This window comes from Jatrophihabitans sp., from assembly GCF_036389215.1.
In the GTDB taxonomy this organism is placed as follows: Bacteria; Actinomycetota; Actinomycetes; order Mycobacteriales; family Jatrophihabitantaceae; genus Jatrophihabitans_A.
On sequence record NZ_DASVQG010000173.1, the window covers coordinates 1 to 15,548 of the forward strand.

The following is a 15,548-nucleotide window of genomic DNA, read 5'->3' on the forward strand; positions in this document are numbered from 1 at the left end:
GGTCGGCACCGACCCCTGGCACCGCAGCACCCGTCTCAACGGCAAGGACGTCGAGCGTGAGATCCGGACGGCGGCCACCACCGCGGCGGTCTCGGCGGTCTCGGCCGTTCAGGCCGTCCGGACCCAGCTGGTGGCCCAGCAGCGGCTTCTCATCAGCCGTGCGCCCACCGTGGCCGAAGGCCGCGACATCGGCTCGGTGGTCTGGCCCGACGCCGAGCTGAAGGTGTACCTGACCGCCCGCGAGGACGTCCGGGCCCGGCGCCGGGCCGGCGAGCTGGGCAGCCTCGACAGTGACGACCTGAGCCGGATCGCCCAGTCGCTGCGGCGACGCGATGCCCTGGACTCCAGCCGGGCGGCCAGCCCGCTGCGCCGGCCGGACGGTTCGACCGAGGTGGACACCTCAGAACTCACCATCGACGAGGTCGTCGAACTGCTCGCCGGGCTGGCCTTCCAGGCCGTCAGCACGGCAGATCGCGCCTGAGCCGTGACTGGACCGGATGCCGAACTCGATTCCTACCCGACTACCGAGCCCGATGCCGGGATCGGAGCTGACGGCGACACCGAGGATGCCCTGCCGGTCACCCCGGTAGTGGCCGTGGTGGGCCGTCCGAACGTGGGCAAGTCCACCCTGGTGAACCGGATCCTCGGGCGGCGCGAGGCGGTCGTGCAGGACGTGCCCGGGGTGACCCGGGATCGGATCGCCTACGACGCCTACTGGGGCGGGCGGCAGTTCACCCTGGTCGACACCGGCGGCTGGGAGCCCGACGCCACCGGGCTGCAGGCGATGGTGTCCCGGCAGGCCGAGCAGGCCGTCGTCACCGCCGACCTGGTGCTGTTCGTCATCGACTCCCGCACCGGTGCCACCGAGACCGATCTGGTGGTGGCCCGGACGCTGCGCCGGGCCGGCCGGCCGGTGGTGCTGGCGGTGACCAAGGTCGACGACGAGCGCGGCGAGTCCGACGCGGCCGAGGCCTGGTCGCTGGGCCTGGGGGAGCCGTACCCGGTCAGCGGGCTGCACGGCCGGGGCTCGGGTGACCTGCTCGACGCGATCCTGGAGAAGCTGCCCGACGCCCCGCCCGAGCGCGAGGTCGCCGGCGGCCCGCGCCGGGTGGCCCTGGTCGGGCGTCCGAACGTGGGCAAGTCCAGCCTGCTGAACCGGTTGACCGGCCAGGAGCGCTCGGTGGTCGACGCGGTGGCCGGCACCACGGTGGACCCGGTGGACTCCCTGGTTGAACTGGGTGGTGAGACCTGGCGGTTCGTCGACACCGCGGGCCTGCGCCGGCGGGTCACCAACGCCTCCGGAATGGAGTATTACGCCAGCCTGCGGACCGCCAGCGCGATCGAGTCGGCCGAGGTCGCGGTGGTGCTGCTGGACGCCTCCGAGGTGATCTCGGAGCAGGATCAGCGGGTCATCTCGATGGTGGTGGAGGCGGGCCGGGCCCTGGTGCTGGCGTTCAACAAGTGGGACCTGGTGGACTCCGATCGCCGGCTGCAGCTGGAGAAGGAAGCCGACTGGGAGCTGCAGCGGGTGCAGTGGGCGCCGCGGGTCAACGTCTCGGCGAAGACCGGCCGGGCCGTGGAGAAGCTGCCCGGCGCGCTGCGGCTGGTGCTGGACTCCTGGGACCGGCGGATCCCCACCGGCCGGCTCAACAGCTGGCTGACCGAGATCGTGAACGCCACCCCACCGCCGGGCCGCGGCGGCAAGCACCCCCGGGTGCTGTTCGCCACCCAGGCCGACACCCGGCCGCCCCGGTTCGTGCTGTTCACCACCGGCTTCCTCGAGGCCGGCTACCGGCGGTTCCTGGAGCGCCGGCTCCGGGAGGATTTCGACTTCCGGGGCAGCCCGATCGAGATCTCGGTCCGGGTGCGCGAGCGCCAGCAGCGCGGCTGAGCTCACGGCGCTGGCAGGACCGCCCGACCGGGTGCGCTAAAGTTGCGGCGTTCGTTCAGGGAAGTTCCGGCTGGGCGGAGCGGGCTGTAGCGCAGCTTGGTAGCGCACCTGACTGGGGGTCAGGGGGTCGCAGGTTCAAATCCTGTCAGCCCGACATCGCTGTGCACCAGCACGGTGGAAGGCACGGCGGTTGCCTGGAGCAGGTCGCGGATCGCCTGCCGGCCGCGGCCGGTTGCAGCGCTGTTCAGACGTGGGCCGAGGTTCGGCGGGAGGGCCAGAGCGCGTGAGTACGCAGCCCTCGGCCGTCGCAGCGCCCGCCGCCACCCGGTCCGCGGTGCTCACGGTGCCCAACCTGCTCAGCTTCTCCAGGCTGCTCGGGGTTCCGCTGTTCCTGTGGTTGCTGCTCGGCCCGCATGCCGACGGCTGGGCGCTGGCGATCCTGATGGTCAGCGGGATCACCGACTGGGCCGACGGGGTGCTGGCCCGCAAGCTGAACCAGATGTCGCGGCTCGGGGCGCTGCTGGACCCGGTCGCCGACCGGCTCTACATCCTGGCCACCCTGGTCGGCCTGGTGCTGCGGCACGTGATCCCGCTCTGGCTGGCGCTGCTGCTGATCGGCCGGGACCTGGTGCTGGCCTGCACGCTGCCGGCGCTGCGACGGCGCGGGCTGACCGGACTGCCGGTGCACTACCTGGGCAAGGCGGCGACCTTCAACCTGCTCTACGCCTTCCCGCTCCTGCTGATCGGATCGCAGCCGGGCACCCTGGGCGATGTCGCCAAGCCGATCGCCTGGGCGTTCACCATCTGGGGGACCGGGCTCTACCTGTGGGCGGCCGTGCTCTACCTGATCCAGTTCCGCCGGGTGATCACCGCGCCGGTGGTGGCCTGAATGGCCGGGACGACGCAGCCGGAGGCAGGCCCGGTCAACCGGACCACCGCGATGCTCGACGACCTGCTCAACAATCCGCTCGACCCCGGCTACCGGCTGGCCTTCCAGTCCGCGCAGGGCTCACCGCCGCCGAGGTCCCGCCGGTGGTGGGACGGGCCGGTGCTCTGGCTGGCCTGCGTCGCGGTCGGGCTGTTGCTGGTGGTGTCCTATCAGCAGCAGCACCGGTCCGCACCCGCCCGCGAAGCGGCCCGCAAGGACCTGGTCGTCCGGGTCGAGCGGCTCCAGGCGGCCGGCAACGCCCTGGACGCGCGGGCCAGGGCGCTGGTCGCCGAGGTGGCCGACCTGCGCAACGCCCAGCTGCCCGGCAAGGGTGATGAGTTGCAGAACCTGGAACTGGAATCGGGCTCGCTGCCGGTCACCGGCCCCGGAGTGCAGATCCAGCTCGACGAGCCCCCGGCACCGACCTCCGCGGCCAACGGCCGTCCCGGCACCACCCCGCAGGAGCAGGTGGCGGTACTGCACGACCGCGACATCCGGGCGGTGGTCAACCAGCTGTGGGCAGCCGGCGCCGAGGCGGTCGCGGTCAACGGCCTGCGGCTGACCGCCACCTCGTTCATCCGATTCGCCGGAGAATCGGTCCTGGTGGACTTCCAGCCGATCAGCGCGCCGTACACGATCGAGGCGATCGGGGACCGCAACGGACTGCTGGTGGCCTTCGCCGACTCCGGCATCGCCCGGCAGCTCAAGACCATGGCCGCCGTGGAGGGCATCACGTTCCGGTTCACCGACAAGTCCGGACTTCGGCTGCAGTCGGTTACCGTGACCGAGCCGCACTATGCGGGCCCAGGCACGGCGGGGCCGGGCACGGCCAGCCCGAGTTCGTCCCCTTCCAGTACGGAGTCTCCTCGATGATTGCCGCGATCGCCCTGGTCATCGGCGTGCTGCTGGGCATCATCTTCCGCCCCACCGTGCCGCTGTGGCTGGAGCCCTACCTGCCGATCGCCGTGGTGGCCGCCCTGGACGCCGTCTTCGGCGGGGTCCGGGCCAGGCTCGACGGCATCTTCGTGGCCAAGGTGTTCGTGGTCTCCTTCGTCTCCAACGTCCTGGTGGCCGCGCTGATCGTGTTCATGGGCGACAAGCTCGGGGTCGGCGGCCAGCTGTCCACAGCGGTGGTGGTGGTGCTGGGCATCCGGATCTTCGGCAACGCCGCGGCCATCCGACGTCACTTGTTCCGCGCCTGACATGGCGACCCGAGGCGGCCCGGCAGCTGATCCGCCGGAGAAGAACCCCGACACCGCAGCCGACCCGGCGGGCGGGAAGCGCGGCAAGACGCCGGATCTGCCGGACGAGGAACGCGGCACCGCAGCCGACCCGGCGGACGAGGCCCCCGGCCGGGCAGCCGAGCACCCGCCGCGCTGGGTCCGTAACCGCGGCGCCACCGCCCTGATCGGAGCGCTGCTGGCAATTCTGGGCTTCGCGCTGGCGGTGCAGGTTCGTTCCAACTCACAGACCGACGCGCTGGCCGGTGCCCGCGAAGCCGACCTGGTCCGGATCCTCGACGATCAGAACAGCCGGATCGAGCGGCTGCAGGGCCAGATCAGCGACCTGCAGACGGCCAAGCAGCGGCTGTCCGACAGCGGCAACAACAACGCCGAGGCTCGCCAGGAGGCGCAGCGGCAGGCTGACGCGCTGGCGGTGCTGACCGGCACGGCGCCGGCTCACGGGCCGGGGATCCGGGTCAGGATCACCGACCCGCTGCACGCGCTGCGGGCCGAGGAGCTGCTCGACGTGGTCGAGGAACTGCGCGGCGCCGGCGCGGAGGTGATCCAGTTCGGCCCGGTCCGGGTCGGCACGTCCAGCGCCTTCACCGACTCCGGCTCCGGCGTGACGCTGGACCGGACCGCCCTGCAGGAGCCTTACGACGTGCTGGCGATCGGTGACCCGAAGACCCTGGAGACCGCGTTGAACATCCAGGGCGGGGTGGTGAACACCGTGCACGCGGCCGGCGGCGAGGTCTCCATCGCCGAGCAGTCGGCGATCAGCATCACCGTCACCAGAAGCATCCCGACGCACAAGTACGCCACCCCGACCGGTAAGTGATCACCTCGGACGGCCAGGCGGTAAGGTCGCCCACACCGTGCTCCGGCGCGGGCCGGTCAGCGCGCAAGTACCGAACCGGCTTTTCTTTTCGCCCCTTCCCGTTGACGAGGTGACCGGATATGGCAGAGATTCCACCCGACCTGCGCTACACCCACGACCACGAATGGGCCAAGGTGACCCAGGGCAACATCGTCCGGGTCGGCATCACCGACTTCGCGCAGAGTTCCCTGGGTGACATCGTGTTCGTGTCGGTGCACGGGGTGGATTCCACGGTGGAGTCCGGGGACACCTTCGGTGAGGTCGAGTCGACCAAGAGCGTCTCGGACCTCTACGCCCCGGTCGCGGGATCGGTGGTCACCCGCAACGAGGCTCTGGACGACCAGCCCGAACTGGTCAACTCCGATCCCTACGGCGCCGGCTGGATCGCTGAGATCGAGGTGGCGGACCTCTCGGTGCTCGATTCGCTGCTGGACGCCGAGGCCTACGGCCAAGCCACCTCCGAGTGAACCTCCACCTCGCGTTGACCCTTCGCGGCAAGGCGAACTAGGCTCGGCGGCACCGGCGATCCCGAGGTGTTCCCGGTTGGCGATCGGGATCCGTCGCTCTGGTCGGGCAAGGAAAGAGAAAGGGCGTTTCCGGCGTGTTCTGCACCGCGTGTGGCACCGAGAACTCAGCTGAGAGCCGATACTGCGCGCAGTGCGGGACTCCGTTGGCCGGTGCGCATCCACCAGCCGGCGGCCGACCGGCCGGCCCCGATGTGACCTCGATACTCTCCGCCGGGTTCACCCCGGTCGGGGGGCCCGACACCGACGAGTTCTCACCCGAGGCCCATCAGCGCGCCATCGACGCCCTGGCGCCGGGCTCGGCGCTCCTGGTGGTCAAGCGCGGGCCGAACGCCGGCAGCCGGTTCCTGCTCGACCAGGACGTCACGACGGCCGGCCGGCATCCCGACAGTGACATCTTCCTCGACGACGTCACGGTCTCGCGCCGGCACGTGGAGTTCCGCCGCGACGGTTCGGGTTTCACCGTCTTCGACGTGGGCAGCCTGAACGGCACGTACGTCAACCGGGAGCGGATCGACTCGGCAACCCTGGCCGGCGGCGACGAGGTGCAGATCGGCAAGTTCCGGCTGGTGTACCTGACCTCGCTCACCCGCAACGGCGGCCGGTCATGAACGCAGCCAGCCTGCCGGCCCGGGGGACGCTCTCGATCGGTGAGGTGCTGTCCCAGCTGCGTGCCGACTTTCCGGACGTGACCATCTCCAAGATCCGGTTCCTGGAGGATCAGGGCCTGGTGCAGCCGGACCGCACCCCGTCCGGTTACCGCAAGTTCTCCGGCTCCGACGTGGCCAGGCTGAAGTACGTGCTGAGCCAGCAGCGTGATCACTACCTGCCGCTGCGGGTCATCAAGGACCAGCTGGAGGCGATCGACCGCGGCCATGGCCACGGCCCGGTGCCGGCCAACTCGGTGCCGCGCGCGGCGCACCCGGCGATCCTGGACAACGCCCCGACGCCCGAGCACTTCCGCTCCTCCGCCGCCGCGATGAGGTTGAGCCGCGAGGAGCTGCTCAACACCGCGGGCCTGCGCCCGGCCCAGCTGGCCGAGCTCGAGCAGTACGGCCTGATCAGCCAGCGGGCCGGCGGCTACTACGACGACGACGCCCTGGCGATCGCCCGGGTGGTGGCCGAGATGGCCCGCTTCGGGATCGAGGGCCGGCACCTGCGTGGCTTCAAGTCCGCCGCTGACCGCGAGGTGGGGCTGTTCGGCCAGGTCGCCGGCCCGATGGCCAAGCAGCGCAGCGGTGACGGCCGGGCCCGGGCCGAGGAGACGGTGCGCGAGCTCGCCGCGCTGTCGGTGCGCTTGCATGCTGCTCTAGTGCAGATTGGGCTCCGAGAGATCGTCGGCTGAGCGCGGGAACGGCTAGGCTCGAAGGGGTTCGCGTTCACGTCTCGACGACAGCAGAGGAGGGCTAGGAGATGACTCTGCATCCGCTGCAGGTTGTCGGCGTGCGAGTCGAGCTGCCCGCCAACCAGCCCGTTGTGCTACTCAAGGAAGCCGACGGCGCCCGTTACCTTCCGATCTGGATCGGCGCGGTAGAGGCTTCGGCCATCGCCTTCGAGCAGCAGGGCGTCCAGACCCCGCGACCGATGACCCATGACCTGCTGCGGGACGTGATCGGGGCGCTGGGCGGCGTGCTGAAGCAGGTGTCGATCACCGAGCTCCGCGACGACGTCTTCTACGCCGAACTGCAGTTCGCCGACGGAACCACGGTCAGCGCCCGGCCCTCGGATGCGATCGCGCTGGCCTTGCGGACCGAAACGCCGATCGTCGGGGACGAGAGCGTGCTGGCCACCGCCGGCATCTCGATCCCGGAGGAGGACGAGGACGAGGTCGAGCGGTTCCGGGAGTTCCTCGACACCATCTCCGCCGACGATTTCGCCGGCTCCGAGGGTGGCGACGAGCCCCATCCGGGAGCTTCCTGACCCTGCCCGGGAAGTCTGCACCTGAACTCGACAGTTACTTTTTGGCGCGTAATCCGGCGAGGCGCATTGACCGGTGTAGCCACGGCGGCATACCTTCGGTAAATACCCACGGTGCAATTCGATGGGTGCCGCGCCTGGTTCGCACCGAATCGGAGCGGTTCATGCGATCGCAGTGATGTGCGCGGCAGGTAGGAGATCGATGTGCTGGACCACACGCCGGAGCAGGGCGAGCTCTTCTCCCAGCCAGGCATCGGCTCCGACGACTCCGTCGGCTATCGCGGCCCGACCGCGTGCGCCGCGGCCGGCATCACCTACCGCCAGCTCGACTACTGGGCGCGGACCGGGCTGGTAGCGCCCTCGGTCCGCTCCGCGGCGGGCTCGGGCAGCCAGCGGCTGTACTCGTTCAAGGACATCCTGGTGCTCAAGGTCGTGAAGCGGCTGCTCGACACCGGTGTGTCGCTGCAGAACATCCGGCTGGCTGTCGACACCCTGCGCGAGCGCGGCGTGGACGACCTGGCCCGGATCACGCTGCTGTCCGACGGCACCACGGTGTACGAGTGCACCTCCTCCGAGGAGGTCGTCGACCTGCTGCGCGGCGGCCAGGGCGTTTTCGGCATCGCCGTCAGCGGCGCCCTGCGGGAACTGGCCGGATCGCTGGCCAGCCTGCCGTCCGAGCGAACCGACGGCGCGGTGGAGACCGAGGCCGCCGACGAGTTGACCCGCCGCAGGCAGCGCCGGACCGCCACCGCCTAAGCCGGTTCAGGCCGCCGGGCTGGTAACCTTGGCGGTACCGCAACACGCACGGGAGAGTTCGCCCAGCTGGTCTGGGCGGCGCCGAAGGGGCAATTTCCCCGCCAACCTCTCAGGCTGCAGGACCGTGCGTGCAGGTAGCTCTGAAGGGCGCCAGCCTGACAGAGGGGGAGTAGTCCGGTCAGCTCGACCGTGACTGCTTCGGCCCTGTCTGACGTTGGAGTCACCTATGGACAACGCTGCCGTTCCCCGGCTCACCCCGTTCTCGGCCCGCCACATCGGCGTCTTCGACCCCGCCGACCAGGCCGTGATGCTCAAGGCCCTCGGGTTCAGCACCCTGGACGAGCTGCTGGCCGCGGCGGTCCCGCAGAGCATCCGGACCAAGCTGGCACTGGCGTTGCCACCGGCCAGTTCCGAGGCGGAGGTGGCCGCCGAGCTGCGCGCGCTGGCCGCTCGCAACACCCCACGGGCCTCGATGATCGGCCTGGGTTACTACGACACCATCACCCCGCCGGTGATCCGCCGCAACGTGCTGGAGAGCCCGGCCTGGTACACCGCCTACACCCCGTACCAGCCCGAGATCAGCCAGGGCCGGCTGGAGGCGCTGCTGAACTTCCAGACCATGGTGGGCGACCTGACCGGCCTGCCCACCGCCGGCGCCTCGTTGCTGGACGAGGCGACCGCCGCAGCCGAGGCGATGGCCCTGGCGCACCGCACCGCCGCCGCGGCCAAGAAGGGCGCCGAGGTGTTCCTGATCGACGCCGACGTGCTGCCGCAGACCATCGAGGTGGTCCGCACCCGGGCCAACGCGCTCGGGCTGCGGGTGCTGGTTGCCGACCTGGCCCAAGGGGGCGCACCGGCGGAGCTGGCCGACGGCTCGGTGTTCGGGGTGCTGCTGCAGTACCCGGGCGCGTCCGGCGCCGTGCGCGACCTGCGCGGACTGATCTCCGAGGCCCACGACGCCGGTGCGGTGGTCGCGGTCGCTGCCGACCTGCTGGCCCTGACGCTGCTGGTGCCGCCGGGTGAGCTGGGCGCCGACATCGCGGTCGGCACCTCGCAGCGGTTCGGCGTGCCGCTGGGCTTCGGCGGCCCGCATGCCGGCTACCTCTCGATCCGGGCCGGCCTGGAACGCCAGCTGCCCGGACGGTTGGTGGGCGTCTCCGTCGATGCCGAGGGCCGGCCTGCCTACCGGCTGGCGCTGCAGACCCGCGAGCAGCACATCCGCCGCGAGAAGGCCACCTCCAACATCTGCACCGCCCAGGTGTTGCTGGCGGTGATGGCCTCGATGTACGCCGTCTATCACGGGCCGACCGGGCTGCGGGCGATCGCTGCCAACGTGCACTCCCGGGCCACCCGGCTGGTTGCCGGGCTGCGGGCCGGTGGCGTCGAGGTGCTGACCGAGGAGTTCTTCGACACCGTGACGGCCCGGGTCCCGGGCCGGGCCGCCGAGGTGCTGGCCGCCGCCGACCAGCGTGGTGTCAACCTGCGGCCGATCGACGCCGACCACCTCGGGATCGCCTGCGACGAGGCCACCACCGACGCGGTGCTCACCGAGGTGCTGGCGGCGTTCGGCGTGACGGCGCCGCTGCCGGACGGCGCACCGGACATGCTGCCCGCCGAGCTGCGCCGCCAGTCGGACTACCTGAGCCACCCGGTGTTCAACTCCTACCATTCCGAGACCGCGATGCTGCGCTACCTGCGCCGGCTGGCCGACCGGGACTACGCGCTGGACCGGGGGATGATCCCGCTCGGCTCGTGCACGATGAAGCTGAACGGGACCACCGAGATGGAGCCGGTCACCAACCCCGGCTTCGCCGACATCCACCCGTTCGCGCCGCAGGGGCAGTTCGACGGCTACGCCGCGCTGATCGCCGACCTGGAGAACTGGCTGACCGAGCTCACCGGCTACGACGCGGTGTCGCTGCAGCCCAACGCCGGCGCGCAGGGCGAGTTCGCGGGTCTGCTGGCGATCCACTCCTACCACCGCAGCCGCGGCGAGTCCGGCCGCAACGTCTGCCTGATCCCGGCCAGCGCGCACGGCACGAATGCGGCCTCGGCGGTGCTGGCGGGGATGAAGGTCGTGGTGGTCGCCACCAGCGGCACCGAGGGCGAGGTCGACCTGGAGGACCTGAAGGCCAAGATCGCCCAGCACGCCGACAACCTGGCGGCGATCATGGTGACCTACCCGTCCACCCATGGGGTGTTCGAGGACCACATCGGCGAGGTCTGCGAGCTGGTGCACGCCGCCGGTGGCCAGGTCTATGTCGACGGGGCCAACCTGAACGCGATGGTGGGGCTGGCGAAGCCCGGCAAGTTCGGGGCTGACGTCTCGCACCTGAACCTGCACAAGACCTTCTGCATCCCGCACGGTGGCGGAGGCCCCGGCGTCGGGCCGGTCGCGGTCCGCGAGCACCTGGCGCCGTTCCTGCCCAACCACCCGTTGCAGCCGCTGGCGGGTCCGGAGACCGGGCCCGGAGCGATCGCGGCCGCGCCGTGGGGATCGGCCTCGATCCTGCCGATCACCTGGGCCTACCTGCGGTTGATGGGGCCGGACGGCCTGGTCGCCGCCACCGCCGCCGCGATCCTGTCGGCCAACTACATCGCGGCCCGGCTCAACGAGCACTACCCGGTGCTCTACACCGGTGTCCGCGGCCTGGTGGCCCACGAGTGCATCCTTGACCTGCGCCAGATCACCAAGGAGACCGGAGTGACGGTCGACGACGTGGCCAAGCGGCTGATCGACTACGGCTTCCACGCCCCGACGATGTCGTTCCCGGTGGCCGGCACCCTGATGGTCGAGCCCACCGAGAGCGAGGACCTGGGCGAGATCGACCGGTTCATCGACGCGATGATCGCGATCCGGGCCGAGATCGAGCAGCTGCGCAGCGGCAGCTGGTCTGCCCAGGACAACCCGTTGCGCAACGCCCCGCACACCGCGCGCTGCCTGGTGGAGGAGTGGGACCACCCCTACAGCCGGGAGCAGGCGGTGTATCCGGCCGGGGTGGACCCGATGTCGAAGTACTGGGCGCCGGTGCGCCGCATCGACGGGGCCTACGGAGACCGCAACCTGGTGTGTTCCTGCCCGCCGGTGGCCGACTACGCCTGAGTCGGACTACGCCTGAGTCGGACTACGCCTGAGTCGGCCGGGTGCATCGAGGACTGCGGCCGGGCACGGCCACGAGCTGGGGAGCACGGCCGCGAGCCTTGGAAGCCGGCCGGGTGCCTCGAGGACTCCGACCGGACATGAGACTGCTCACCGGCCATGGCCGGTGAGCAGGTATGAACGGCTGCCGCGCGAGCGGCAACGGGCTGGCTGGCCTCAGGCCACCCGGTGCAGCGCGGCGGCGGTCAGCTCCGCACGCCGGGCCTGGATGCAGTGGCCGTCCGGCAGGATCTCGCCGGAGTCCTCGAACAGGACGATGCCGTTGCAGAGCAGGCTCCAGCCTTGCTCCGGGTGGCAGGCGATCACGTGCGCGGCATCCCGGTCCGCGCCCGCCGCGTCAGGGCAGCGGGGCTCGTGGGTACACGCTCCGCGCACGGCCGGATGGGCCGGTACAGCGACCCGATCGAGTGCCACCGGGTTCTCGATGTGACTCATTGACTGCGTCCTAGCTTCGAAAGTGTCTCTGTCGTGTCTATCAGACTCTGGTTGGTGCACGTTCCATGCTCCCCGCTTCCGAGAGCGATTACAGCGTGATTCGTGCGATGCCTCACAACCGTTCCCTAATTGAAATCTTAACAGGAAAGCAACGTTTCTGGTGCTTCACATCACATGACAAACCTAATTTTCTGCTCAAGATGTACGTCCATCTCAAGTCCGGCCAGCGCGGTCCTGAGCCTCGGAGAGGACCGGAGGAGCCGGCATCCAGTCGGCCAGGACCGCGGGAAAGCCGGCACCGGCCGCGGCCGCGATGACCTTGGCGTCATCGTCGACGAACAGCTCGACCTGCCGGGCCCGGAGCTTGTTCAGCTCCGCCAGCTTGAGCACCGGCGCCGGCCGGTAGTCCCGCTCGCTCCGCATGATCAGCTCGGTCACCGGCAGCCCGTGATCGGCGAGCCAGCGACGGGTCACCGCCCGCAGCGAGCGGGGGCGTCCCGTCAGCCAGACGACCTCATGGTCGGCAACGGCGGCCAGCACCCGGTCGATTCCCCGCTCCAGGCCCGGATCCTCGGCTGCCGCGGCGAAGAACGCCGGCCAGTCCTTGGGCCGCCCCTCCACCAGGTGCAGCCGGTGCCGGACGTCGGCCACCACGCCGTCGATGTCGAACACCGCTATCCCCACACTTATCAGAGTAGGCGGACGGCCGCGCTGATACCGGCAACAGGTCCTGTCGGGCAGCTGTCGCAGAACAGTCGACCCGGAGTTCCGGCCGGTGGCCGGTAGAGTCTTGTGAACGTGGAGTTTCTCAACGGCCTGCAGCCGTCACACGACCTGACCTACGAGGACGTTTTCATGGTCCCGCGGTCCTCCGACGTCGCCTCGCGCTTCGACGTGGACCTCTCGACCACCGACGGCAGCGGCGCCACCATCCCGCTGGTGGTCGCGAACATGACCGCGGTGGCCGGTCGCCGGATGGCCGAGACGGTGGCGCGTCGCGGCGGGATCACCGTGCTGCCGCAGGACATCCCGGTCGACGTGGTCACCGAGGTGGTGGCCTGGGTGAAGCAGCGTCACCTGGTACACGAGACGGCACTCACCCTGGGGCCCACCGATACCGTCTCCGATGCCTTGGCGCTGCTGCCCAAACGTGCCCACGGCGCGCTGGTCGTCGTGCACCAGGGACGCCCGGTGGGGGTCGTCACCGAGCGGGACTGCGCCGGTGCCGACCGGTTCGCCCAGCTGTCGCGGGTGATGTCGACCCGGCTGCTGACGCTGGCTGCCAAGACCGGGGGCCGGGAGGCGTTCGACGTGCTGGCCGACGAGCACCGCAGGCTGGCACCGGTGGTCGACGACGACGGCCTGCTGGTCGGCGTGCTGACCCGGACGGCCGCCCTGCGCTCGACGCTGTACGAGCCGGCCGTCGATGCCGCCGGCCGGTTGCGGGTCGCCGCGGCGCTGGGCGTCAACGGTGACGTGCGGGCCAAGGCCGAACGGCTGCTGGCGACCGGCATAGACCTGCTGGTGATGGACACCGCCCACGGGCACCAGCACCGGATGATCGAAGCGCTGACGGCGGTCCGCTCCCTGGATCCGGGCGTACCGGTGGTGGCCGGCAACGTGGTGTCTGCCGCCGGCGCCGTCGACCTGATCGAGGCCGGGGCCGACATCGTCAAGGTGGGCGTCGGTCCGGGAGCGATGTGCACCACCCGGATGATGACCGGCGTCGGGCGTCCGCAGTTCTCGGCCGTCCTGGAATGCGCCGAGGCGGCTCACGCCCGCGGGAAGCACGTGTGGGCCGACGGCGGCGTCCGGCACCCGCGCGTCGTCGCGCTGGCGCTGGCGGCCGGCGCCTCGTCGGTGATGGTCGGCTCGTGGTTCGCCGGCACCTATGAATCTCCTGGTGACCTGAAGATCGCGGCCGACGGCCGGGCCTACAAGGACAGTTTCGGAATGGCCTCGGCGCGCGCGGTGGCCAGCCGGACCTCGGGGGAGTCGGCGTTCGACCAGGCCCGCAAGGCGCTGTTCGAGGAGGGCATCTCCTCCGGCCGGCAGTTCCTGGACCCGGCCCGGCCGGGCGTCGAGGACCTGATCGACGCGATCATCGCCGGCGTCCGCTCGTCGTTTACCTATGCGGGCGCCCGGACCATCGCCGAGTTCGCCGACCGGGCGATCGTCGGCGTGCAGAGCACCGCCGGCTATGCCGAGGGCCGGCCGCTGCAGTCCGGCTGGTGAGCGCGGGCTGGCGAGGGGCGGCTGGCGCGCGACTGCCGAGGCGGATCGATGGTGCCGGGCCGTCGATTGACGGGTGCGGCGGGCCGACTCATGCTGGGTCGGTGAAGTCCACCTCCGGTCAGCAGCGCGCCGGTCAGCAGCGCGCCGGTCAGCAGGATGGCCGGCAGGACGGCGGCCGGCAGGACGGCGGCCGGCAGCACGGCCATCGGCATCTGTCCGGCCAGCACCCGCACGGCGGTGCCGACGCCGACCGCCGGTGGCTGTCGGCCGCGCTGGCGGTGATCGTCGCCTTCCTGGTCTGCGAGGTGGCGGTGGGCCTGGCGGTCGGGTCGCTGGCGTTGCTCACCGACGCCGGCCACCTGCTCACCGACGCCGGAGCGCTGGCGGTGGCGATCCTGGCTTCCAGATTCTCCCGGCGTCCGGCTCGCGGTGCCTACACCTACGGCTTCACCCGGATCGATGCCGTCTCGGCCCAGGCCAACGGCATCACGCTGCTGCTGCTCGCCGCCTGGTTCACAGTGGCTGCGGTACGGCGGCTGTTCGACCCGCCGGACGTCCCGGGCGCCGCCGTGCTGGTGGTCGCCCTGATCGGGATCGCGGTGAACCTGCTCGCGGTCGTGCTGGCTGCCAAGGCCGACCAGGCCAGCCTCAACGTCCGCGGCGCGCTGGCGCACCTGATCACCGACCTGTGGGCGTTCGTGGCCACCGCGGTCGCCGGGCTGGTGATGCTGCTGACCGGCTGGACCAGGGCCGACGCGGTGGCCTCGCTGGTGGTTGCCGGGCTGATGGTGCAGAGCGGGGTCGGCCTGGTGCGCTCGGCCGGACGGGTGTTTCTCGAGGCCGCGCCGAACGGCACCGACCCGGCCCGGATCGGCCGTTCGATGGCCTCGGTGGCCGGCGTCCGGGAGGTGCACGACCTGCATGTCTGGGACCTGGGCGCCGGTGAGCCGGCGCTGTCGGCGCACCTGGTGATCGATGCCAGCCATGACTGCCACGAGGTGGCCCGCGGGGTGCGGCGGGTGTTGGCCCAGACCCACCGGATCGACCATGCCACCCTGCAGGCCGATCACCAGCACGGCGACCGGCCGCTAGTCGGCGACGACTGCGCCCTGGACGGGCACGGGCCGGGTTACGTCGGCGATGCCCTCGACCACTGAGCCGTCCTGCACTGAGCCGTCCGGCACTGAGCCGTCCGGCACTGAGCCGTCTGGCACTGAGCCGTCCAGATAGGTACGCCAGAGCCGGGCGTAGTTGCCCTGGGCGGCCAGCAACCGCTGATGGCTGCCGTCCTCGACGATCCGGCCGTCGTCGAGCACCACGATCCGGTCCGCGCGTGCCGCGGTGGTGAGCCGGTGCGCGACGGTGACGGTGGTCCGGTGCCGGCTCAGCCGGTGGGTCGCCTCGGTCACCAGCGCCTCGCTGGCCAGGTCGAGCGCGGCGGTGGCCTCGTCGAGGAGCAGGATGTCGGGCTCCACCAGCTCGGCCCGGGCCAGCGCGATCAGCTGGCGCTGCCCGGCCGAGAGGTTGCGGCCGCGCTCGCCGACCTGGTGCAGGTACCCGCCGCTGAGCCTGGCCACCATCTGGTGCGCGCCGACCGCCCGG

At 71.1% G+C, this 15,548-nt stretch carries 17 protein-coding genes, 1 tRNA gene and 1 riboswitch; of the genes, 15 read left to right on the plus strand and 3 right to left on the minus strand.

Going from position 1 to position 15,548, the window contains the following annotated elements; genetic code table 11:
• The 13 genes from VF542_RS08800 to gcvP form a co-directional block, all read left to right on the plus strand.
• Window positions 1-481 (plus strand): (d)CMP kinase (locus VF542_RS08800; protein WP_408651328.1); only part of this gene is annotated, 481 nt, incomplete at its 5' end.
• Between the two features lie 60 nt (window positions 482-541).
• Window positions 542-1,891 (plus strand): ribosome biogenesis GTPase Der, encoded by a 1,350-nt coding sequence (der, locus tag VF542_RS08805; RefSeq protein ID WP_408651344.1) that lies wholly within the window; start codon window positions 542-544, stop codon window positions 1,889-1,891.
• Between the two features lie 80 nt (window positions 1,892-1,971).
• Window positions 1,972-2,045, plus strand: a tRNA-Pro gene (locus VF542_RS08810).
• A 129-nt stretch (window positions 2,046-2,174) separates the two neighbouring features.
• Window positions 2,175-2,780 carry a CDP-alcohol phosphatidyltransferase family protein gene (locus tag VF542_RS08815; protein ID WP_408651329.1) on the plus strand — a complete coding sequence of 202 codons (606 nt, stop codon included), beginning with the start codon at window positions 2,175-2,177 and terminating at the stop codon, window positions 2,778-2,780.
• Window positions 2,781-3,692, plus strand: coding sequence for a DUF881 domain-containing protein (locus VF542_RS08820; RefSeq protein ID WP_408651330.1), 912 nt, complete (start codon window positions 2,781-2,783; stop codon window positions 3,690-3,692). It begins immediately after the preceding gene.
• Window positions 3,689-4,021, plus strand: a complete 333-nt coding sequence (locus VF542_RS08825) for a small basic family protein (protein ID WP_408651331.1) — start codon at window positions 3,689-3,691, stop codon at window positions 4,019-4,021. Before VF542_RS08820 ends, VF542_RS08825 begins: the two co-directional genes overlap by 4 nt.
• A gap of 1 nt (window position 4,022) precedes the next feature.
• Complete coding sequence (locus tag VF542_RS08830) at window positions 4,023-4,880, plus strand: DUF881 domain-containing protein (RefSeq protein WP_408651332.1); 858 nt, start codon at window positions 4,023-4,025, stop codon at window positions 4,878-4,880.
• 119 nt (window positions 4,881-4,999) lie between these two features.
• The gene (gene gcvH, locus VF542_RS08835; RefSeq protein ID WP_408651333.1) at window positions 5,000-5,386 is read left to right on the plus strand and encodes a glycine cleavage system protein GcvH; all 387 of its coding nucleotides are present in this window, start codon (window positions 5,000-5,002) and stop codon (window positions 5,384-5,386) included.
• Between the two features lie 134 nt (window positions 5,387-5,520).
• A complete protein-coding gene (gene odhI, locus VF542_RS08840; RefSeq protein WP_408651334.1) occupies window positions 5,521-6,054 on the plus strand; it encodes an oxoglutarate dehydrogenase inhibitor Odhl in 534 nt (177 codons plus the stop codon).
• Window positions 6,051-6,788, plus strand: coding sequence for a MerR family transcriptional regulator (locus tag VF542_RS08845; RefSeq protein ID WP_408651335.1), 738 nt, complete (start codon window positions 6,051-6,053; stop codon window positions 6,786-6,788). Before odhI ends, VF542_RS08845 begins: the two co-directional genes overlap by 4 nt.
• Window positions 6,789-6,856: 68 nt before the next feature.
• Window positions 6,857-7,363 carry a bifunctional nuclease family protein gene (locus VF542_RS08850; RefSeq protein ID WP_408651336.1) on the plus strand — a complete coding sequence of 169 codons (507 nt, stop codon included), beginning with the start codon at window positions 6,857-6,859 and terminating at the stop codon, window positions 7,361-7,363.
• Between the two features lie 201 nt (window positions 7,364-7,564).
• Entirely contained in the window at window positions 7,565-8,116 is a 552-nt protein-coding gene (locus VF542_RS08855; RefSeq protein ID WP_408651337.1) for a MerR family transcriptional regulator, read from the plus strand.
• 39 nt (window positions 8,117-8,155) lie between these two features.
• Window positions 8,156-8,251: riboswitch (glycine riboswitch) on the plus strand.
• A 91-nt stretch (window positions 8,252-8,342) separates the two neighbouring features.
• A complete protein-coding gene (gene gcvP / locus VF542_RS08860; RefSeq protein WP_408651338.1) occupies window positions 8,343-11,219 on the plus strand; it encodes an aminomethyl-transferring glycine dehydrogenase in 2,877 nt (958 codons plus the stop codon).
• Between the two features lie 213 nt (window positions 11,220-11,432).
• On the opposite strand, the gene VF542_RS08865 is transcribed toward gcvP, so the two are convergent.
• Window positions 11,433-11,711: a DUF5999 family protein gene (locus tag VF542_RS08865; RefSeq protein ID WP_408651339.1), complete on the minus strand. Its 279-nt coding sequence runs from the start codon at window positions 11,709-11,711 to the stop codon at window positions 11,433-11,435.
• Between the two features lie 213 nt (window positions 11,712-11,924).
• Window positions 11,925-12,395 carry a hypothetical protein gene (locus VF542_RS08870; protein ID WP_408651340.1) on the minus strand — a complete coding sequence of 157 codons (471 nt, stop codon included), beginning with the start codon at window positions 12,393-12,395 and terminating at the stop codon, window positions 11,925-11,927.
• 114 nt (window positions 12,396-12,509) lie between these two features.
• On the opposite strand from VF542_RS08870, the gene VF542_RS08875 reads away from it, so the two are divergent.
• Window positions 12,510-13,946 carry a GuaB1 family IMP dehydrogenase-related protein gene (locus VF542_RS08875; protein ID WP_408651341.1) on the plus strand — a complete coding sequence of 479 codons (1,437 nt, stop codon included), beginning with the start codon at window positions 12,510-12,512 and terminating at the stop codon, window positions 13,944-13,946.
• Window positions 13,947-14,047: 101 nt separating this feature from the next.
• Entirely contained in the window at window positions 14,048-15,103 is a 1,056-nt protein-coding gene (locus VF542_RS08880) for a cation diffusion facilitator family transporter (protein WP_408651342.1), read from the plus strand.
• On the opposite strand, the gene VF542_RS08885 is transcribed toward VF542_RS08880, so the two are convergent.
• Window positions 15,035-15,548, minus strand: a 514-nt coding sequence (locus tag VF542_RS08885; RefSeq protein ID WP_408651343.1) for an ATP-binding cassette domain-containing protein, incomplete at its 5' end; no start/stop codon positions are given. The genes VF542_RS08880 and VF542_RS08885 overlap by 69 nt on opposite strands.